Origin of the sequence: Stenotrophomonas rhizophila (genome assembly GCF_020857975.1) — a bacterium.
Taxonomy (GTDB): Bacteria; Pseudomonadota; Gammaproteobacteria; order Xanthomonadales; family Xanthomonadaceae; genus Stenotrophomonas; species Stenotrophomonas rhizophila_C.
This window is the reverse complement of record NZ_JACWUO010000003.1, coordinates 132,653-150,653: the sequence shown is the minus strand read 5'-3', so window position 1 is coordinate 150,653 and position 18,001 is coordinate 132,653. Positions and strand designations below refer to the sequence as shown.

Here is an 18,001-nt window from a genome sequence, read left to right as displayed (position 1 = left end):
TGGAATGCATAGCCTACGGCCGTTCAAGCGCGGCCGTAGGTGTCCTCGAAACGCACGATATCGTCTTCGCCCAGATAACTCCCGGACTGTACTTCGATCAGCTCCAGTGGCAGCTTGCCCGGGTTCTTCAGGCGGTGGGTTACGCCCAGCGGGATGTAGGTACTCTGGTTTTCGGTGAGCAGGATCACTTCCTCGCCGCGGGTAACCTCGGCGGTCCCGCTGACCACGATCCAGTGCTCGGCACGGTGGTGATGCATCTGCAGGCTCAGCGTGGCGCCGGGCTTGACCGTGATGCGCTTGACCTGGAAACGCTCGCCATGGTCGATCGAATCGTAGGCGCCCCACGGGCGGTATACCTTGCGGTGCCAGGTCGCTTCCGGTCGGGCATCGGCCTTCAGTCGTGCCACCACCTGCTTGATCTCCTGCATGCGGTCGCTCCTGCCCACCATCACCGCATCGTCGGTTTCCACCACGATCACATCATCCAGCCCGACCAGGGCGATCAGCCGCTCGCCGTAGGCGTAGGTGTTGCGACAGTCGATCGCGATCACATCGCCGTGGTGGGCATTGCCATCGGCATCCTGAGCCGATACATCGCGCAGCGCGGTCCACGAGCCGACGTCGTTCCAGCCGGCGTCCAACGGCACCACCACCGCATCGGCGGTCTTTTCCATTACTGCATAGTCGATCGAATCGGACGGTACTGCCGTGAACGCCTCCTTGTCCAGGCGGGTGAAGTCGGCATCGCGCCGCGCCTGCTGCCACGCGGTGCGGCTGGCGGCAAGCATGGCCGGATGGAACGCCTCCAGTTCGGCCAGGTAGCGCGAGGCCTTGAACAGGAACATGCCGCTGTTCCAGAAGTATTCGCCGGAGGCGACATACCCGGCGGCAGTGTCCGCGTCCGGTTTTTCGACGAAGCGGTCAACCGCGCGAACTTCACCTGCGGAGGCGGCCTTGATATAGCCATACCCGGTTTCCGGGCCGGTCGGGACAATCCCGAAGGTAACCAGCTTGCCTGCGTCGGCGGCGGGCACCGCGCGCAGCACGGCCGCACGGAAGGCGGCTTCGTCGGCAATCACGTGGTCCGACGGCAGCACCAGCAGCAGCGGGTCATCGCCGCCGCCAGTAGCCTCCAGCGCGGCCACCGCGATCGCCGGTGCGGTATTGCGACCAACCGGCTCAAGCAGGATCGCCAGCGGCTGTACGCCGATCTGCTGCAGTTGTTCGGCCGCGACGAAGCGATGCTCCTCGTTGGCCACCACCAGCGGTGGGCGGCCGGCGATCGGGGCGACCCGCTGCCAGGTCGCCTGCAGCATCGTCAGCTCACCGGCCAGCGCCAGGAACTGCTTGGGATAAGCCTCACGCGACAGCGGCCACAGCCGGGTGCCGGAGCCGCCGGACAGGATGACGGGGAGAAGATCGTTCATCGGGGCGGCGCCTCAGGATGCGCTGAGCAGCTGGGAAATTTCATCGGTGCACTGCTGCAGCAGCGCGGCATCGCCACGGGTTTCGATGTTCAGCCGCAGCAGCGGCTCGGTGTTGGAACTGCGCAGGTTGAAACGCCACTGACCGAAGTCCGCGCTGATGCCATCGGTATGGTCCAGCATCGGCGCCTGGGCGGCGTAGTGGTCCATCACCCGGGAGACTGCGGCCTTGGCATCGCTGACCTTGAAGTTGATTTCGCCACTGCACGGGAATTTGGCCATGCGCGCTTCGACCAGGTCGGCCAGCGAGCGGCCCGATTCGGAGACCAGGGCGGCAATCAGCAGCCAGGGAATCATGCCGGAATCAGCGTAGGCGAACTCACGGAAGTAGTGGTGCGCGCTCATCTCGCCGCCGTACACGGCATTCTCGCTGCGCATCTTTTCCTTGATGAAGGCGTGTCCACTCTTGCACAGCACCGGCTGCCCGCCGGCGGCTTGAACCATCTCCACGGTGTTCCAGGTCAGTCGCGGGTCGTGGACGATCTTGCCGCCGGGCTGGCGTGCCAGGATCGCCTGCGCGAGCAGGCCGACCAGGTAGTAGCCTTCGATGAAACGGCCGTTGTGGTCGAAGAAGAAACAGCGGTCGAAATCTCCGTCCCAGGCGATGCCGAAGTCCGCCCCGTGTTCGCGCACGGCTTGCGCGGTCAGTTCACGGTTTTCCGGAAGCAGCGGATTGGGGATGCCGTGGGGGAAGCTGCCGTCTGGTTCATGGCAGATCCGGACAAATTCGAACGGTAGGTGCGGCGCCAGCAGGTCGATGATGGTGCCGGCCCCACCGTTGCCGGCATTGACCACCAGCTTGAGCGGTTTGAGCGCACTGGCATCCACGTAGCTGAGCAGATGATCGATGTAGGCCTGCTTGTCCGGACGCGACTGCAGCCCGGCCTTGGCCTCGACTGCCGCAGCGGTATCGGCTTCGACGGCATCGGAGATGGCCAGTAGGCCGGTATCCGAGCTGATCGGTCGGGCCTGTTCCTTGACCAGCTTCATGCCGTTGTAATCCATCGGATTGTGGCTGGCCGTGACCATCACCCCGCCGGCGGCCTTGAGATGGTCGACCTGGAAGTAGACTTCCTCGGTACCGCACAGGCCGATGTCCAGCACTTCGCGCCCGGCCCCACGCAGGCCGGCGGCCAGCGCATCCTGAAGGGCAGGGCTGCTCAGGCGGACATCGTGGCCCACCACTACCTGCCCGGGCGCCAGCTGGGCGGCCAGCGCCACACCGATGCGGCGGGCCAGGTCTTCGTTGAGTTCGTCCGGCACCCGGCCGCGGATGTCATATGCCTTGAATGCGGGAAGCGTCATTGTCAGTCCTGGTTGCGGTCAGCGGCCTAGTTTAGCGGCAGCCGTGTATGGGAATCGTTTGCAGCCCGCCGCGCACGTCCAGCGAGCGTACAGCTGGGCCTGCCCGAGCCAGCGGCGCAGCGGCCGCCAGCCGCTACAATGGCCGCTTACATCAACGAGGTGAGGGCGTAGATGAGCAAGTCTCCAGACACCGCCGGGCGGCGCGGCAAGGGTTACGCCAGCGCCGCCGAGGCACTGCAGGGCGTGGTCGCCGACGGCCAGACGCTGGCGGTGGGCGGGTTCGGCCTGTGCGGCATTCCCGAGGCGCTGATCGCCGCGCTGCGCGATACCGGGGCCAAGGGCCTGACGGTGATCTCCAACAACGCCGGGGTGGATGGCTTCGGCCTGGGCCAGCTGCTGGAGACCCGCCAGATCAGGAAAATGATCTCGTCCTACGTGGGCGAGAACAAGGAGTTCGAGCGGCAGTACCTGGCCGGCGAGCTGGAGCTGGAGTTCAACCCGCAGGGCACCCTGGCCGAGCGCCTGCGCGCCGGTGGCGCGGGCATTCCGGCGTTCTTCACCGCTACCGGCTACGGCACGGTGGTGGCCGAAGGCAAGGAAACGCGCCAGTTCGACGGCAAGCACTACGTGCTGGAGACCGCGCTGCGCGCCGACGTGGCACTGGTCAAGGCGTGGCGGGCCGACGAAGCCGGCAACCTGGTGTTCCGCAAGACCGCGCGCAACTTCAACCCGGCCTGCGCGATGGCCGGCAAGCTGTGCATCGTCGAGGTCGAGGAAGTGGTGCCGGTAGGCAGCATCGACCCGGACCAGGTGCACCTGCCGGGCATCTACGTGCACCGCATCGTGCACAACCCCACGCCTGAAAAGCGCATCGAACAACGCACCGTGCGCCAGGAGGCGAACTGAGATGGCCTGGACCCGTGATGAAATGGCGCAGCGCGCCGCGCGTGAACTGACCGATGGTGCCTACGTGAACCTGGGCATCGGCCTGCCGACCCTGGTGGCCAACCATATCCCCGACGGCGTGGACGTGTGGCTGCAGTCGGAGAACGGCCTGCTCGGCATCGGCCCGTTCCCGACCGAGGCCGAGGTGGATGCGGACCTGATCAATGCCGGCAAGCAGACCGTCACCGCGCGTGCCGGGGCCAGCTACTTCGGCAGCCACGACAGCTTTGCGATGATCCGCGGCGGGCATATCAACCTGGCCATCCTCGGCGCGATGCAGGTGACCGACAAGGGCGACCTGGCCAACTGGATGGTGCCCGGCAAGATGGTCAAGGGCATGGGCGGGGCGATGGACCTGGTGGCCGGCGTACAGCGGGTGGTAGTGCTGATGGAGCACACCGCCAAGAATGGCGAGCACAAGATCCTGCCCGAGTGCACGCTGCCGCTGACCGGGGTGGGCGTGGTCGACCGCATCATCACCGAGCTGGCCGTGTTCGATGTGACCGACACCGGGCTGGTGCTGGTGGAAGCTGCGCCCGGCGTGGGCATCGATGAGCTGAAGGAAAAGACCGGCGTGGCGTTTGCCACGGCTTGAATCCGGTCCATGCCGGGTCGCGCTGGGGCTGCTGCTGGCGCGACCCCGGTCTCCGCTGTTTTAGGCCTTGGGAATGTCTGGACGAAGCAAGCCCAGGCGGGTGGTCAGCCTTTGGCAGCGTAGGAGTAGCCGGCGTCGTGCCGGAAGCCTTGGTCGCCGAACAGATCGGCCGTATCGCAGATCCGGAAACCGGCTTCGCGCACGATCGCGCCGGTCAGGCGTTCCAGCGCATGCGCCAGCGTTGCGTCGATCTGGCCCTGTTCGGCCTCGAACTGGCTGGGCACCAGGTGGGCGTCGAGCAGGGGGCGCAGGGCGTTCAGTCGTATCCAGTACATGCTGCCGGCCGCGAACGTGGTTTCCGCAGGCTCCCCATGCAGGCCCAGCCGGGCCTTGAGATAGCGGAGCTGGCTGGCATTGCCGCCGATGAAATCGGCGACCTTCAACAGGTGCCCGGCTGCGGCGACCAGTCCGACGTCCGGGTTGTCGTGGAAATACGCTGCAATGGAACGGCCGCGTTGCTGGCCAAGGAGTGCGGCAAGCAGTTCGCGACGCCACTGGTCGCCGTTGTCGCGATGGGTGGAGCGCTTGGTATGCAGCTTCAGCACTACATCTTCGTTCTCGTTGAGAAGCCGATCGGCAACATGCAGGAACGGCAGGATGTCGCGTCCGCGGTTCTCCAATGCAATGACCTCGGCCTGCAGGCGATGCCGGCCGACCAGGTCAGCCACCTGCGTCTGTCGATCCGGCGTCGTGGTGATCACTAGGCGCGCGTCGATGCCACTGGTGGCGACCAGCTCCAGCATTTCCCCGAGTACGTCCAGGTACCACGCGTGGATCACCACGCAGGGGCGCTGCGGCGGGGCCTGCCGCGGGTGCAGCGCGCGTCGCGTAGCGGCAAGCCAGGCGTGGCCCAGGCGCAGGTCGGGCTCCAGCACCGCGCTTTCGGCCCATTCGTTCCAGGCGTTGATGAACACCAGGCGCTCGGGAGCGGGAGTCTGTTGCAGCCGCTTGAAGATGGTGTCGTGCAACCAGTCGCCGTAAGCCCGTGGCGAAGCGTGCAGCAGTACGCGTCCGCGGCCCGGGCGGCGCGCCTCGTTGTCCCAGCCTGGATTCACACCGGGATACAGCCGGTACGGGCGTGCAGGAGCCGACAGGCTAAGCGTGGGCAATTCGCGCCAGTCGCGCACGTCGCCCTCGAAGTCAGGGTTGATCAGGATCTGCGCGCTCGAAAGCGAGGTCGGATTGACTACGTTGGGGGGGAACTCCACCGCTGAATCGAAACCGATGTCACGGGGGTCGGGACGCTCGAAACTCTGTACATACGCAAGGTGGATCTCGCCGATGTCGTGCTCACGGCACCACGTTCGCCAACGCTGCGCGGTGGCCTTCGGGTCCGGCAGCAGTTGTGGGCGGTACACCAGCAGCATTGGCCGGCCGTCGACCTTCAAGGCACGCCGATCACGCAGGAAATCGGCGATGTGGGCGATGAAGGCCAAGTCGTCCTCCGCGCTGTGCTGCTGCCCGATCAGAACATCCTGGTTGCGGCCATCCCAGCGTCGCGTCCAGTTTTCATTGGCCCAGCACAGGCAGAACGGCAGTTCGATGCCGTCGTCGGACAGCCACTGTCGCAGCGGCGCCTCCATCAGCGTCTGCCCGGAGAACCAGTAGTAATAGAAACAGAATGCGCCGATGCCGTAGTCGGCAGCCAACTGCGCCTGCTCGCGCATGACCTGTGGGTTACGCAGATCGTAGAAACCAAGGTCGGCCGGCAGGCGCGGCTGCGCATGGCCTTCGAACTGGGGCAGCGCGCGGGTGACATTGCGCCATTCGGTGAAGCCCTTGCCCCACCACCGATCATTCTGCTCAAAGGGATGAAACTGTGGGAGGTAGAACGCCACCAGCGTGGCCGGCGCGGGTGACGGCGGCGGGGCGGCCTCGACGGTCGGCATGTAGCCAATGGCCGGCTCATCGGCGCGAACCAGCGCGCGCGCGCCGCTCGACGGCATGCCTGCCTGGCCGCGGGGCGGCGGTGGGCTCCAGTCCCCCACCCGCCCCAGGGCGCGGTTGCGCAGCCGGTCACGGGTCGCTTGCGGCAACGGCAGCATGCGGAACACAGCGCGCAATGCCACGAATGCCCTCTGCTTGAGGCTGGACGCAGCGCCGTTCACAGCGGCTGGCTTGGCGGTAAAGGGAGGGGCATTCAGGGTTCACTGGGCGAGGATGCATGGCATTGTCCGGCAATCCACCGGCTGCCGGCAAACCGTCGCCATGCTAGCGTTCACCGATGGACCTGCACCTGCGCGACGCACACGTCAGCTGGCACCGCCACTGGCTCCCCACCGCCGAAGCCGACGCCCTGCAACGCACCCTGCGCGAGGCCGTGCCATGGGAAGTGCACCGCATCCGCCTGTTCGGCCGCCAGGTGGATTCACCGCGCCTGAGTTGCTGGATGGGCGATGCCGATGCGCGCTACCGCTATTCGGGGACCGACTTCGTGCCGGTGCCCTGGCACCCGGCGCTGCTGCCGCTGCGCGAGCGGCTGGCCGGGTTCTGCGGCGGGCCGTTCAACAGCGTGCTGCTCAACCGCTACCGCGATGGCGACGATGGCATGGGCTGGCACAGCGACAACGAGCCCGAGCTGGGCCCGGCACCGCTGATCGCCTCACTCAGCCTGGGCGCGGAGCGGCGCTTCCTGCTGCGCCGCCGCGACGACCATGCCCGCAAGGCCGAAGTGGTGCTGGGCCACGGCGACCTGCTGCTGATGGGCGGGCCCACCCAGCAGCACTACCAGCACGCGCTGCCGAAAAGCACGCGGCCGTTGGCCGAGCGCATCAACCTCACTTTCCGCTGGATTCGCCCGGCCGGGCCGGCGTGATCGCGCTGCGGGCGTGGTCCTGCTCGCCGGTGACCAGGGTCCAGCCGACTACTTCGGTGGTCAGTGCCTGCAGGCCCTGCTCGAAGGCGGCGGCTGCCTGGGCGGTGTCGGTGCCGGCCACCGGCCGTTCCTGGCGGAAGCTGCGGTCGGCCACCACGCGCTGGTCGATCACATGGATCAGCTTGGCATTGGCCTCGATCACCACCGTCGGGGTGGGCTGGCCGCGGTAGTCGGCCTCGAAGCGGCGCAGGTCCATGGCCAGCTTGTAGTCGGCGCGGATGCCGGTGGTGGCGCGCGCCACTCCGCCGATCCGGGCCGAATCCTCGAAACCGCGCAGCAGCGCGTCATCGAGCATGTCGGTGGCCGGTTGCGCCCAGCTCACGCCCTTGTAGACCTGCAGTTCGGACGGGGTGGGGCGCACGTTGATGCGCGGGCTGTCGATCACGCGGGCGGCGCTGGGCTTGACCAGGATCAACTGCCAGTCGACCTTCGGCCAGCCCGGGTCGGCCTGGATGCGCACGATCGGCGAATAGATCGTCACCGCGCTGCGCTCGTTGCTGCCCAGCAGCGAACAGCCGCCAAGCAGGGTGGCCAGGGCGATCGGCAACAGGGAACGGATCAGCGGCAGGCGGCTCATTTGGGTTCGAACTCCTTGGGCGCGTCACGGCCCAGCAGATAGCGGGCCGGGTTGTTGTCCAGGCGGTCACTGACCCGGCGCAGGTCGCGGATCAACCCGCGCAGCTCGGTCAGGGTCGGGCCGAGCTGGGCCAGGCCGTCGTTGGCGAAGCTGTTGATCGCCGCGCGGTTCTCGCCGAGGATCGAATCGGCGCTGCCGGCGGCCGAATCCAGCTTGGTCAGGGTGGTTTCCAGCTTGGCCAGGATGGTCGGCAACTGCTGCACCAGGTTCTGGTCCAGCCGCTCGATGGTGCCGTTGGTGGTCTTGAGGGTGACATCCAGGCTGCGCGCGGCGTCGCGTGCGCTGAGCAGCAGCGCCTGGGTACCCTGGTCGCGGTCGGCCAGGCCGCCGCTGATGGTTTCCAGGTTGGCCAGGGTGGCGTTGATGCTGGCCACGTTGCGGTCGCTGAGTACCTGGTCCATGCGCTCGACGATGCGGTTGGCCACATCGGTGATGTTCTGCAGCGCCGAGGGCGTGGTCGGAATGATCGGCGCCGGGTCATTGTTGACGGCGGTCAGGGCCTGCGCCTGCGGGGTGCCGCCGCTGAGCTGGATGATCGACGGCCCGGTCAGGCTGGTGATCGCCAGCTTGGCGCGGGTGTCGGTCTTGATCGGGGTATTGGAGTTCAGGCGGATCCGCGCGACCACCTGGCGCGGGTCGTCGGGTACCAGGTTCAGTTCGGTGATCGAGCCGACCGCGATGCCGTTGTACTGCACCGGGCTGCCCACGGTCAGGCCGGTGACCGCTTCGCGGAACACCACCCGGTACTCGGTCCAGGTGCGATCGGAGGAGTACTTGGCCGCCCACAGGCCGAAGGCCAGCAGGGCCAGCCCCACCACCAGGGTGAAGGCGCCGATCAGGACGTAATTGGCTTTGGTTTCCATGGCTTACTCGGTCTCGTTCTTCGTACGTCGTGCAGCACGCGCACGTGGCCCGTGGAAGTATTCCTGGATCCACGGGTGGTCCAGTTGCTCGATCTCGTGCAGCGGCGCATTGGCGATCACCTTGTGGTCGGCCAGCACCGCCACGCGGTCGCAGATGGCATACAGCGTATCCAGGTCATGGGTGATCAGCAGCACGGTCAGCCCCAGGGCTTCCTGCAGGGTCTTGATCAGGCGGTCGAAGGCGGCCGCACCGATCGGGTCCAGCCCGGCGGTGGGTTCGTCCAGGAACAGCAGCGGCGGGTCCAGCGCCAGCGCGCGGGCCAGGCCGGCGCGCTTGCGCATGCCGCCGGACAGCTGCGAGGGCAGTTTGTTGATCGCATCGGCGGGCAGGCCGGCCAGCTTCACCTTGAGCAGCGCCAGTTCGTAGTGCCAGCGTTCGGGCAGTTCGCTATGGTGTTCCTTCAGCGGCACCTGCACGTTCTCGCCTACGCTCAACGAGGAGAACAGCGCACCGTCCTGGAACAGCACGCCGGTATTGCGCTCGATATGCAGGCGGTCGGCGCGGTTGCCCGAACGCGCGTCCACGCCGAGCACTTCGATCTGCCCGGCATCGGGCGTGCGCAGGCCCAGGATGCTGCGCATCAGCACCGACTTGCCGGTACCCGAGCCGCCGACCACGCCGAGGATTTCGCCGCGGCGCACATCCAGGTCCAGCCCGTCGTGCACGGTCTGGCTGCCGAAGCGGTTGCTCAGCCCGCGCACGCGGATGGCCAGGCCGGCGGGATCGGCGGTGCCGTCGTCGGCAACTGCGTCGGTATCGGTGTCGGTGTGCATCGCCTACCAGCCCATCTTCATGAACCACAGGGCGGCGAACGCATCGATGATGATCACCAGCGAAATGGCCTGCACCACGCTGGAGGTGGTGCGCTCGCCGACCGACTGCGCGGTGCCTTCCACCTTCAGCCCTTCCAGGCAGCCGATCAGGCCGATCACCAGGGCGAACACCGGGGCCTTGGACAGGCCGACCAGCATGTTGCGCACTTCCATGGTCTCGTGCATGCGCGCGATATACATCTGCGGCGGAATGCCCAGGTCGAACGCGCCGACGGTGACGCCGCCGGCCAGGCCGGCGACCATGGCCACGAAGGTCAGCAGCGGCAGGGTCACCAGCAAGGCGATCAGGCGCGGCAGGACCAGCAGGTCGACCGGGTCCAGGCCCAGGGTCTGGATCGCATCGATTTCCTCGCGCGCCTTCATCGAGCCGATCTGCGCGGTGAACGCACTGGCGGTACGCCCGGCCAGCACGATCGCGGTCAACAGCACCGCGAACTCGCGCAGGAAGGCGATGCTGACCAGTTCGACTACGTAGATCTCCGCGCCGAAGTCGCGCAGGATGGTCGAGCCGAGGAAGGCGATGACCGCGCCGACCAGGTAGGACAGCAGCGCCACCAGTGGCACCGCGTCCAGCCCGACCTGTTCCATGTGGTGCACGGTGGCGGTGAGCCGGAAACGACGCGGCTCGCGGATCAGCCGGCCGCCCTTGACCAGGTTTTCGCCGAGGAAGCTGGCCAGCGCCACGATGTTGTGGCCCATGCCATGCACGCTGACGCCGAGCCGTTCCAGCGCGGCGAGCACGCCGAAGTCGCGCTTGGGCTTGGGCCGGTCGTCGGCGACTTCTTCGATGGTGCAGACCAGCGCTCGGTGATCGGCGCGGAAATTCAATGCGTCTTCGGCCAGGTCGGCGCGGTGGGCCACGCGCAGCAACTGCAGCACGCCGGCCGAATCGAGCTGGGTGATGCCGCTGGCGTCGATCGCGGTCAGCCCGTCGGGCATGCCGCGCAGCACTTCGGCCGCGGCCAGCGCGGTGTGCAGGGTCCAGTGGCCGGACAACCGGACAAGGCCGGGGTCCTGCGCATCCAGTTCGAGATGGGGGGCTTGGGCTGGCGTCATGGGGGCGTCCTGCACGCAGCATACCTTGTCCGCGTGGACGGCAAGTATGCGCAGGACGACACGGTTGTTCAGCCGGGGCGGGCTTCGGGTAATACTACGTCGCATGTCCGCCGATACCGCCACCATCGCCACCCCCCAGGCCACCTACGCACAGCGGGTGGCTTTCGTTTCCGAGATCGCCGGGCGCCTGCACAGCTATGGCACCACCGCCCAGCGCCTGGAGGCGGCGGTGGTGGCGCTGGCGCAGCGGCTGGACCTGGATTGCGAGCCCTGGTCGAACCCGACCGGGCTGATCCTGAGTTTCAGCGACCCGACCAAGGCGATCGGTTCATCGGACATCACCCGCGTGATCCGGCTGGCCCCCGGTGAAAACGACCTGCATAAACTCAGCATCGCCGACCAGATCACCGACGCGGTGGCCAACGGCACGATGAGCATCGCCCAGGGCCACACCGCGCTGCGGCAACTGGACAAGGACCCGGGGCGCCGCGGCAAGATCCGCATGATCCTGTCCTACAGCCTGGGCGCGGCCGGTGTGGCCGGCCTGTGGAAACTGCCGTGGCTGGATATCGCCACCGCTGGCGTGATCGGCCTGCTGATCGGGGTAATGACGCTGTATACCGACCGCCGCCCGGCCAGCCGCGAAGCCAGCGAAGCGCTGGCGGCATTGCTGGCGGGCACGGTGGCCGCGCTGGTGGCTTCGTTCCTGGGCCCGCTGAATCTCAATACGGTGATCATCGCCTCGCTGGTGGTGATGTTGCCGGGGATGTCGCTGACCAATGCGGTCAACGAGCTGGCCAGCCAGCATTGGGTGTCCGGGACGGCGCGCTTTGCCGGCGCGATCACCACCATCCTGAAACTGACGGTGGGCGCGGTGATCGCGGTAACGCTGTCGGGCATCATCGGGCTGGACCCGGATGTGCGCGCTTCGCGCCCGCAGGCCGACTGGGTGGAATGGTGCGCGCTGCTGCTGGCCGCGTTCGCCTTCGCGATGCTGTTCAAGGCCAACCGCCGCGATTATCCGTGGGTGATGGCGGCCTCGGTGGCCGGGTATGCGATTTCCAAATTCGCTGGCCAGGCCTGGGGCCTGCCGGCCGGCATTTTCATGTCGGCAATGGCGATGACCGCCGCGGGCAATCTGTTCGGCCGCCTGGTGCAGCGCCCCGGCGCGATCATCCGCCTGCCCGGCATCATCATGCTGGTGCCCGGCAGCACCAGCCTGCGTGGCGTGCTCACCCTGGTCCAGCAACAGGATGTGAGCGCCGGCCAGACGGTGCTGATGACCGTGCTCAACGTGGTGATGGCGCTGGTGGCCGGGCTGCTGTTCGGCAACCTGTTGATTCCGGCGCGGAAGAATCTCTGAACAACCGGTGTTTGCCGGCAACTGCATGGATGCACGGTGAAGAGCGGCGTCTTGATCTTCCGCGCGGGAGGAGGGCGGGCAACCCCGTGCGGGACACGCCGTAAACCCATCCGTGGGGGCTTGGCGAAAACATCCATGTTTTCGACAGTCCCGCATGGGGCTGCCCGCCCTCCTCTGGACAGTTTCAAGTGTGCGGAATGGAAAGTCGGCAAGTCCGGCCCGTGATCGGATGCTCTTTGTTCCGGCACCGCGCATGCCAGGCGAAGAAGAAAAAACGCCGGCTTCGCAGCCGGCGTCGTTCAGACCAGCAAGGCCTGCTCAGGCCTTCTTGATCAGGAACTCCTCGACCTTCTTGCCCTTGCTGGTCAGCGCGGCCAGCCAGCGCGGCTGCTTGCCGCGGCCGGTCCAGGTTTCCTTCGGGTTGGCCGGGTTGCGGTACTTCGGGGCCACCTTGCCAAGCTTGCGCACGGCCTTGGCCGGGGCCTTGGTGGCCTTGGCCGCACGGCCGCGGGCCGGGGCGGTGCCGCCGAACACTTCTTCGATCGAATAACCGTGGGCCTTGGCCAGCTTGGTCAGCTGCGCGCGCACCTTGGTCACCGCCGGGCGCTTGGCCACGATGGTCTGCTGCTTTTTCGCGTTCTTGATCAGGGCGCCCAGCTCTTTGGCGGACAGGCCACTCAGGTCAATACTCATTCAACTACTCCGAAATCTGATTAAGGACGGGGTGAGCCGGTCCTTGGCGTCGCCGACAGCATACATTTCCATTCCGATGCTGCACAGCGCCGCCGCGGATATTCGGACCGGCCGCACAAACCGAATGCCGGGATATTGCACCCGGCATCCGCTCAACCCGTCAACCGCCCCAGCAGGGCCTGCCGGTCCAGGCTCTCGGCCTCGCTGGCCCGGCGCGACCGGTATTCAAACGTGCCGGCGGCCAGGCCACGCTCGGATACCACTACCCGATGCGGCACGCCGATCAGCTCCATGTCGGCGAACATCGCGCCCGGGCGCAGGCCACGGTCGTCCAGCGCGGCATCCAGGCCGGCGGCCTGCAGTTCGGCCAGCAAACCGGCGGCCGCGGCACTGACGCTTTCGTCCTGCTTGGGATTGATCACGCACACCACCACCTGCCACGGCGCCATCGCTTCGGGCCAGATAATCCCGGCGTCGTCGTGATTCTGTTCGATCGCCGCGGCGACGATGCGCGAGATACCGATCCCGTAACAGCCCATCGCCAGCACCGCCGCCTTGCCATTCTCATCGAGCACGGTGGCATTCAGCGCCTGGGCATACTGGCGGCCGAGCTGGAACACATGGCCCACTTCGATACCGCGCGCGATCTTCAGCTGCCCGCCATCGGCGGCGCGGTCGCCTTCCTTGGCGTTGCGGATATCGGCCACGTCGGTACCAGGTGTGCCCGGTTCGGGCAGGTCGCGGCCCCAGTTGACCCCGGCGATATGCCGGCCGGCCTGGTTGGCGCCAATCACGAAGTCGGCCATGGCCGCCACGTCGCGGTCGGCGACGATGCGGATCGGCAGTACCGGGTCGAGCGGGCCGAGGAAGCCCGGCTCGCTGCCCAGGTGCGCGGCGATCTCCGCTTCGCTGGCCATGCGGTAGCCCTGCAGCCCGGCCACCTTGCCCAGTTTGATCTCGTTGACGTCGTGGTCGCCGCGGACCAGGGCCAGCACGAAACCGCCCTCGCTCATGATCGCGATCGACTTCACCGTGCGCTCCAGGCCCAGGCCGAGCAGGGCGGCAACCGCCTCGCAGGTCTTCTGGGTGGGCGTTTCCACCAGGCGCCGGGCTTCGCTGGCAGCCGGGCGCGGGCCCGGTGCCGCGGCCACTGCCGCTTCCTGGTTGGCCGCGTAATCTGACCCGGTGGAGAACACCAGCGCGTCTTCGCCCGAATCGGCGATCACGTGGAATTCCTGCGACGCATCGCCGCCGATCGCGCCCGAGTCGGCCTGCACCATGCGGAAGTCCAGGCCCAGGCGGGTGAAGATGCGGCTGTAGGCCGACTTCATGTTTTCGTACTCGCGCACCAGGCACTCATCGTGCAGGTGGAAGGAATAGGCATCCTTCATCAGGAACTCGCGCGCGCGCATTACCCCGAAGCGCGGGCGGATCTCATCGCGGAACTTGCTCTGGATCTGGAAGAAATTGACCGGCAGCTGCTTGTAGCTGGACAGCTCCTGGCGCGCGAAATCGGCCGCGGCCTCTTCGGCGGTGGGGCTGTAGCAGAACACCTGCTCCTTGCGGTCCTTGATCTTCAGCAACTGCGGGCCGAACTTCTCCCAGCGTCCGGTGGTTTCCCACAGTTCCTTGGGCTGGATGGTCGGGATCTGGAATTCCACCGCGCCGGCGCGTTCCATTTCCTCGCGCACGATGCGCTCGACCTTGCGCAGCACGCGCAGGCCCAGCGGCGACCAGATGTACAGCCCCGAGGCCAGCTTGCGGATCATGCCCGCGCGCAGCATCAGGCGGTGGCTGGTCAGCTCCGCGTCGCTGGGGGTTTCCTTGGTGGTGTGCAGGTGGAACTGGGAGAGGCGCATCGTCGGCTTCGCTGAACGGCAGAAGCCGATATTCTGCCAGCCCTGCCGCCGCGCTGCCCATCACGGTGCCGATCAGGCCCGAAGCAGGGGCCCGCACGACCCGGCCGGGCTCAGCCGGCCGGCTTGCAGTAGGCCTTGATCGCCGCCGCGGCCAGTTCCTTCTGGGCGCCGCGCTGTTCCGGGCTGAGCGGGGTGTCGGCCTTGCCGTCGCCATTGGTGTCCTGCATCACCACCCCGGTGCCGTCGAGCAGCGCCAGGTTGCTGCGCGCGGTGGTGCATTCGCCCGGTTCGGCCGGTGCGGCGGCGACCGGTTCGCTGCGCGGGGCCGGGTCGCGGCCCTGGACCTGGCGGGATTCGTATTTCTGGCCGGCCGGGGGTTTTTCCGAATACTGGGTCACGCCATTGGCGTCTTTCCACTTGTAGACGGTACCGGCATGGGCACCGGCGCTGGCGAGCAGCAGCAGGCAGCACAGCGAGGGCAGGGCACGCATGGCAACTCCGGGCATCGGGTCAGGCCGCCGATTGCAGCATCCCGGCCGGGCGCTGGCAAGCCGCTAGCGACGGGCGGGACTCCCGGGGGCGGCAGCGGTCGCCAGCGCTTGCGGCACGGTACTGCCCCAAAGGGCACCGCAGCCACTAAACTGGCCGGTATGGATCAGATGAAACCCCCGCCGCGCTCGCGCAGTATTTACCTGCTGCCCAACCTGTTCACCACCGCAGGCCTGTTCGCCGGCTTCTACGCGATCATCGCCGCGGCCAACGGCGACTTCGTCAATGCCGCCATCGCGGTATTCGTCGCGGCGGTCATGGACGGCCTGGACGGCCGCGTGGCCCGGCTGACCGGCACCAGCAGCGAATTCGGCGTGCAGTACGACTCGCTGGCCGACCTGGTCAGCTTCGGCATGGCCCCGGCACTGGTGATGTACCACTGGTCGCTGTCATGGCTGAAATTCGACGATCCGGTGCTCGGCCGGGTCGGCTGGGCGGTGGCGTTCCTGTATGCGGCCTGCGCGGCGCTGCGCCTGGCCCGCTTCAATACCCAGGTCAGCGTGGTCGACAAACGCTGGTTCATCGGCCTGGCCAGCCCTGCCGCAGCCGGGTTGATGATGTCCTTCGTGTGGGCCTTCGCCGATGGCAACCTGGGCTGGGACGGCAACGAACTGCGCTATGTGGCCTTGGGCGTGACCCTGGTTTCCGCCCTGCTGATGGTCAGCCGGATCCGTTTCTGGAGCTTCAAGGGCAGCGGTGAAAAGGGCCCGCGCGCCGACCGGGTGCCGTTCCTGGCCTTGGCGCTGGTGCCGATCGCCATTGCGATCATGGTCATCGACCTGCCGCGCGTGCTGTTCGCGGTGGGCTTTGTCTATGCGCTGTCCGGGCCGGGCTGCTGGCTGTGGCAGCGCGTGCGCAAGACGGCCGAGCCGGGCGCGTGAGCACGCCGGCCCTGCCGCCGTTGTGGTCCCCGGCGCAGCAGTCGTGGCTGCAGGCGATGGGCTACACCGTGTTCGTGGACGGGCAGATCGAGGAAGTCGCCCCGGTGGCGGCGATGGAAGTGCAGGTCGCCGTGGCCGCGCCGCCGCGTTCGCCGGCAGCGGCCGACAGCGCCCCGCGCGCCGCGCCGCCGCCGCGGCGCAGCGCACCGGCCAGTGCCGAGGCGCCGGCCGCTGCCGCCCCGGCGGTGCTGCCCGAGCGCGGCAGTGGCGTCCGGCGCCCGGCGGTACGCATGCCCGACCGCCTGCAGATCGCACTGCTGCGCGCGTCCGGCTGCAACCCGGCCGAGCCGGGGACCCAAGCGCTGATGGCCGGCTGGAACCTGGACCAGTTGCGCGGCAACGCCGCCGCCAAGCGCGCGCTGTGGCCGCAACTGCGGGCCCTGCGCAAGCGGGGCCGGCCGTGAGTGCGGTCAGCTCACCGCGCCCGCTGTCGCTGCGTGCGCTGCACGAGGCCGACCTGGACAGGGTGATGGAGATCGAGCTGCGCGGTTATCCGTTTCCATGGACGCGCGGTATTTTCGTGGATTGCCTGCGTGCCGGTTACCCGGCACTGGCGCTGGAAGACGACGGCGCGCTGATCGGTTACGGGGTGTTGAGCCTGGCCGCCGATGAGGCGCACGTACTGAATGTATGCGTGGATCCGCAGCGCCAGTCGCGCGGGCTGGGGCGTTATCTGTTCCGCGCGCTGGTGGCGCTGGCGCGCGAGCATCGCGCGCAGCGGGTATTCCTGGAGGTGCGGCCGTCCAATACGCCGGCGGTGGCGCTGTACCACAGCGAGGGGTTCAACGAGATCGGCCGCCGCCCACGCTATTACCCGGCCCGCGAGGGCCGCGAGGATGCGCTGGTGATGGCGATGGAACTGGTGGACGGGGACATCCAGACGATGCCGCCGCTGTAGCGGCGCCGGATTGGAGCAGCCACGCATGGCCTGGCGCTGCCCTCATGCCACCCGCAATACCGCGGCGCCGGCGACGATCACGCCCGCCGCGAACCAACGCACCGGCGTCACCCGCTCATGCAGGACGAACGCGGAGATCAGGATGCCGAACAGGATCGAGGTTTCGCGCAGCGCCGAGATCATCGCCACCGGCGCGATCGTCATCGCCCACAGCGCCAACCCATACGAGCTCAGCGTGCCGATTCCGCCGATGATGCCCAATCCCCAGTTGCCTCTGGCGTAGGTCCACAGCCGTGGCGCGCGCGTGCACAACGCCCACACCGGCAGCGGCAGCCCGGACAGCAGGAACAGCCACAGCGTGTAGCTCAGCGCGGCGCCGGACTGGCGCGCCCCCCAGGCATCGACCAGGGTGTAGGTGGCGATCACCCCGGCATTGAGCAGCGGCAGCCACAGGTGCTGGCGCGCGCTGCCGCGGGCCATGCACAGGATGCCGGTGCAGATCAGCGCGATGCCGCACCACGCGATCGCCGGCAACGATTCGCCCAGGAGCAGGGCACCGACCAGCGCCACCGCGATCGGCGCACAGCCACGCATCAGCGGGTAGGACGCGCTCATGTCGGTCACCCGGTAGGTTCGCGCGACCAGGACGTAGTAGATGACCTGCAGCAACGTGGATGCGGCCAGCCACGGCCAGCTGCGCGACGACGGCGCGGGCAGGAAGGGCAGCATGATCGCCGCGATCAGCGCCGCCGAGCCGGTGACCAGGATCGTGGTCAGCAGCGTATCGCGGCCGCGTTTGACGATTGCGTTCCAGCTGGCATGCAACAGGGCGGCCAGCAGCACGGTGCAGAAAATGGAGGGCGACATCGTGTCGGTAGGCACGCATTCCATGGGCGAATGCCCATCATGCCGCAGATGAAAAACCGTGTGTCAGGCGATACACATCTGCACGGCCCCCCGGTAGAGCCGCCCCTGGGGCGGCTG

General features: G+C 67.6%; 18 protein-coding genes. 7 read left to right on the top strand and 11 right to left on the bottom strand.

Features of this window, described 5'->3' with window-relative positions:
- Positions 1-23: 23 nt before the first annotated feature.
- Both IC535_RS04455 and IC535_RS04450 read right to left on the bottom strand, forming a co-directional pair.
- Complete coding sequence (locus IC535_RS04455) at positions 24-1,427, bottom strand: mannose-1-phosphate guanylyltransferase/mannose-6-phosphate isomerase (RefSeq protein WP_228885709.1); 1,404 nt, start codon at positions 1,425-1,427, stop codon at positions 24-26.
- A 12-nt stretch (positions 1,428-1,439) separates the two neighbouring features.
- Positions 1,440-2,789, bottom strand: coding sequence for a phosphomannomutase (locus tag IC535_RS04450; RefSeq protein WP_228885708.1), 1,350 nt, complete (start codon positions 2,787-2,789; stop codon positions 1,440-1,442).
- 171 nt (positions 2,790-2,960) lie between these two features.
- On the opposite strand from IC535_RS04450, the gene IC535_RS04445 reads away from it, so the two are divergent.
- Together IC535_RS04445 and IC535_RS04440 are read left to right on the top strand one after the other, a co-directional pair.
- Entirely contained in the window at positions 2,961-3,695 is a 735-nt protein-coding gene (locus IC535_RS04445) for a CoA transferase subunit A (RefSeq protein ID WP_228885707.1), read from the top strand.
- A 1-nt stretch (position 3,696) separates the two neighbouring features.
- On the top strand, positions 3,697-4,329 hold the full coding sequence (locus IC535_RS04440; protein ID WP_228885706.1) for a CoA transferase subunit B: 633 nt from the start codon (positions 3,697-3,699) through the stop codon (positions 4,327-4,329).
- Positions 4,330-4,433: 104 nt separating this feature from the next.
- On the opposite strand, the gene IC535_RS04435 is transcribed toward IC535_RS04440, so the two are convergent.
- Positions 4,434-6,434 carry a glycoside hydrolase family 99-like domain-containing protein gene (locus IC535_RS04435; protein ID WP_228885705.1) on the bottom strand — a complete coding sequence of 667 codons (2,001 nt, stop codon included), beginning with the start codon at positions 6,432-6,434 and terminating at the stop codon, positions 4,434-4,436.
- Between the two features lie 179 nt (positions 6,435-6,613).
- Here IC535_RS04435 and IC535_RS04430 point away from each other — a divergent pair, with 179 nt between their 5' ends.
- Positions 6,614-7,204: an alpha-ketoglutarate-dependent dioxygenase AlkB family protein gene (locus IC535_RS04430; RefSeq protein ID WP_228885704.1), complete on the top strand. Its 591-nt coding sequence runs from the start codon at positions 6,614-6,616 to the stop codon at positions 7,202-7,204.
- Here IC535_RS04430 and IC535_RS04425 read toward each other — a convergent pair.
- From IC535_RS04425 to IC535_RS04410, 4 genes are read right to left on the bottom strand one after another with little or no spacing between them, the layout of a single operon-like run.
- Positions 7,167-7,841 (bottom strand): ABC-type transport auxiliary lipoprotein family protein, encoded by a 675-nt coding sequence (locus tag IC535_RS04425; protein ID WP_228885703.1) that lies wholly within the window; start codon positions 7,839-7,841, stop codon positions 7,167-7,169. The two genes, IC535_RS04430 and IC535_RS04425, sit on opposite strands and share 38 nt — an antisense overlap.
- Positions 7,838-8,764, bottom strand: coding sequence for an MlaD family protein (locus IC535_RS04420; protein WP_228885702.1), 927 nt, complete (start codon positions 8,762-8,764; stop codon positions 7,838-7,840). The genes IC535_RS04425 and IC535_RS04420 overlap by 4 nt, the downstream gene beginning before the upstream one ends.
- 3 nt (positions 8,765-8,767) lie before the next feature.
- Positions 8,768-9,598: an ABC transporter ATP-binding protein gene (locus IC535_RS04415; RefSeq protein ID WP_228885701.1), complete on the bottom strand. Its 831-nt coding sequence runs from the start codon at positions 9,596-9,598 to the stop codon at positions 8,768-8,770.
- A 3-nt stretch (positions 9,599-9,601) separates the two neighbouring features.
- Positions 9,602-10,714 carry an ABC transporter permease gene (locus tag IC535_RS04410; RefSeq protein ID WP_228885700.1) on the bottom strand — a complete coding sequence of 371 codons (1,113 nt, stop codon included), beginning with the start codon at positions 10,712-10,714 and terminating at the stop codon, positions 9,602-9,604.
- Positions 10,715-10,817: 103 nt separating this feature from the next.
- On the opposite strand from IC535_RS04410, the gene IC535_RS04405 reads away from it, so the two are divergent.
- Positions 10,818-12,077 carry a threonine/serine ThrE exporter family protein gene (locus IC535_RS04405; protein ID WP_228885699.1) on the top strand — a complete coding sequence of 420 codons (1,260 nt, stop codon included), beginning with the start codon at positions 10,818-10,820 and terminating at the stop codon, positions 12,075-12,077.
- Between the two features lie 318 nt (positions 12,078-12,395).
- On the opposite strand, the gene IC535_RS04400 is transcribed toward IC535_RS04405, so the two are convergent.
- From IC535_RS04400 to IC535_RS04390, 3 genes are all read right to left on the bottom strand, one after another.
- Positions 12,396-12,770 carry an H-NS family nucleoid-associated regulatory protein gene (locus IC535_RS04400; RefSeq protein WP_228885698.1) on the bottom strand — a complete coding sequence of 125 codons (375 nt, stop codon included), beginning with the start codon at positions 12,768-12,770 and terminating at the stop codon, positions 12,396-12,398.
- 152 nt (positions 12,771-12,922) lie between these two features.
- A complete protein-coding gene (locus IC535_RS04395; protein WP_228885697.1) occupies positions 12,923-14,629 on the bottom strand; it encodes a proline--tRNA ligase in 1,707 nt (568 codons plus the stop codon).
- A gap of 110 nt (positions 14,630-14,739) precedes the next feature.
- Positions 14,740-15,120, bottom strand: a complete 381-nt coding sequence (locus IC535_RS04390) for a DUF4124 domain-containing protein (RefSeq protein WP_228885696.1) — start codon at positions 15,118-15,120, stop codon at positions 14,740-14,742.
- Positions 15,121-15,279: 159 nt separating this feature from the next.
- On the opposite strand from IC535_RS04390, the gene pssA reads away from it, so the two are divergent.
- The 3 genes from pssA to rimI are packed head-to-tail and all read left to right on the top strand — an operon-like array spanning position 15,280 to position 17,017.
- Entirely contained in the window at positions 15,280-16,059 is a 780-nt protein-coding gene (gene pssA / locus IC535_RS04385) for a CDP-diacylglycerol--serine O-phosphatidyltransferase (RefSeq protein WP_228885695.1), read from the top strand.
- Positions 16,056-16,523 (top strand): hypothetical protein, encoded by a 468-nt coding sequence (locus tag IC535_RS04380; protein WP_228885694.1) that lies wholly within the window; start codon positions 16,056-16,058, stop codon positions 16,521-16,523. The genes pssA and IC535_RS04380 overlap by 4 nt, the downstream gene beginning before the upstream one ends.
- Positions 16,520-17,017: a ribosomal protein S18-alanine N-acetyltransferase gene (rimI, locus tag IC535_RS04375; RefSeq protein ID WP_228885693.1), complete on the top strand. Its 498-nt coding sequence runs from the start codon at positions 16,520-16,522 to the stop codon at positions 17,015-17,017. Before IC535_RS04380 ends, rimI begins: the two co-directional genes overlap by 4 nt.
- A 42-nt stretch (positions 17,018-17,059) precedes the next feature.
- Here the strand turns inward: rimI and IC535_RS04370 are convergent, their stop codons facing one another.
- Positions 17,060-17,884 carry a DMT family transporter gene (locus IC535_RS04370; RefSeq protein WP_228885692.1) on the bottom strand — a complete coding sequence of 275 codons (825 nt, stop codon included), beginning with the start codon at positions 17,882-17,884 and terminating at the stop codon, positions 17,060-17,062.
- Positions 17,885-18,001 lie beyond the last annotated feature (117 nt).

Bases quoted from the DNA above. Each gene is read 5' to 3' on its own strand.
- IC535_RS04390 (WP_228885696.1), bottom strand. From the start codon at position 15,120: ATGCGTGCCCTGCCCTCGCTGTGCTGCCTGCTGCTGCTCGCCAGCGCC.
- IC535_RS04440 (WP_228885706.1), top strand. From the start codon at position 3,697: ATGGCCTGGACCCGTGATGAAATGGCGCAGCGCGCCGCGCGTGAACTG.
- IC535_RS04370 (WP_228885692.1), bottom strand. From the start codon at position 17,884: ATGTCGCCCTCCATTTTCTGCACCGTGCTGCTGGCCGCCCTGTTGCAT.
- IC535_RS04450 (WP_228885708.1), bottom strand. From the start codon at position 2,789: ATGACGCTTCCCGCATTCAAGGCATATGACATCCGCGGCCGGGTGCCG.
- IC535_RS04425 (WP_228885703.1), bottom strand. From the start codon at position 7,841: ATGAGCCGCCTGCCGCTGATCCGTTCCCTGTTGCCGATCGCCCTGGCC.
- IC535_RS04445 (WP_228885707.1), top strand. From the start codon at position 2,961: ATGAGCAAGTCTCCAGACACCGCCGGGCGGCGCGGCAAGGGTTACGCC.
- pssA (WP_228885695.1), top strand. From the start codon at position 15,280: ATGGATCAGATGAAACCCCCGCCGCGCTCGCGCAGTATTTACCTGCTG.
- IC535_RS04430 (WP_228885704.1), top strand. From the start codon at position 6,614: ATGGACCTGCACCTGCGCGACGCACACGTCAGCTGGCACCGCCACTGG.
- IC535_RS04435 (WP_228885705.1), bottom strand. From the start codon at position 6,434: ATGCTGCCGTTGCCGCAAGCGACCCGTGACCGGCTGCGCAACCGCGCC.
- IC535_RS04400 (WP_228885698.1), bottom strand. From the start codon at position 12,770: ATGAGTATTGACCTGAGTGGCCTGTCCGCCAAAGAGCTGGGCGCCCTG.
- IC535_RS04395 (WP_228885697.1), bottom strand. From the start codon at position 14,629: ATGCGCCTCTCCCAGTTCCACCTGCACACCACCAAGGAAACCCCCAGC.
- IC535_RS04420 (WP_228885702.1), bottom strand. From the start codon at position 8,764: ATGGAAACCAAAGCCAATTACGTCCTGATCGGCGCCTTCACCCTGGTG.
- IC535_RS04415 (WP_228885701.1), bottom strand. From the start codon at position 9,598: ATGCACACCGACACCGATACCGACGCAGTTGCCGACGACGGCACCGCC.
- IC535_RS04405 (WP_228885699.1), top strand. From the start codon at position 10,818: ATGTCCGCCGATACCGCCACCATCGCCACCCCCCAGGCCACCTACGCA.
- IC535_RS04455 (WP_228885709.1), bottom strand. From the start codon at position 1,427: ATGAACGATCTTCTCCCCGTCATCCTGTCCGGCGGCTCCGGCACCCGG.
- IC535_RS04410 (WP_228885700.1), bottom strand. From the start codon at position 10,714: ATGACGCCAGCCCAAGCCCCCCATCTCGAACTGGATGCGCAGGACCCC.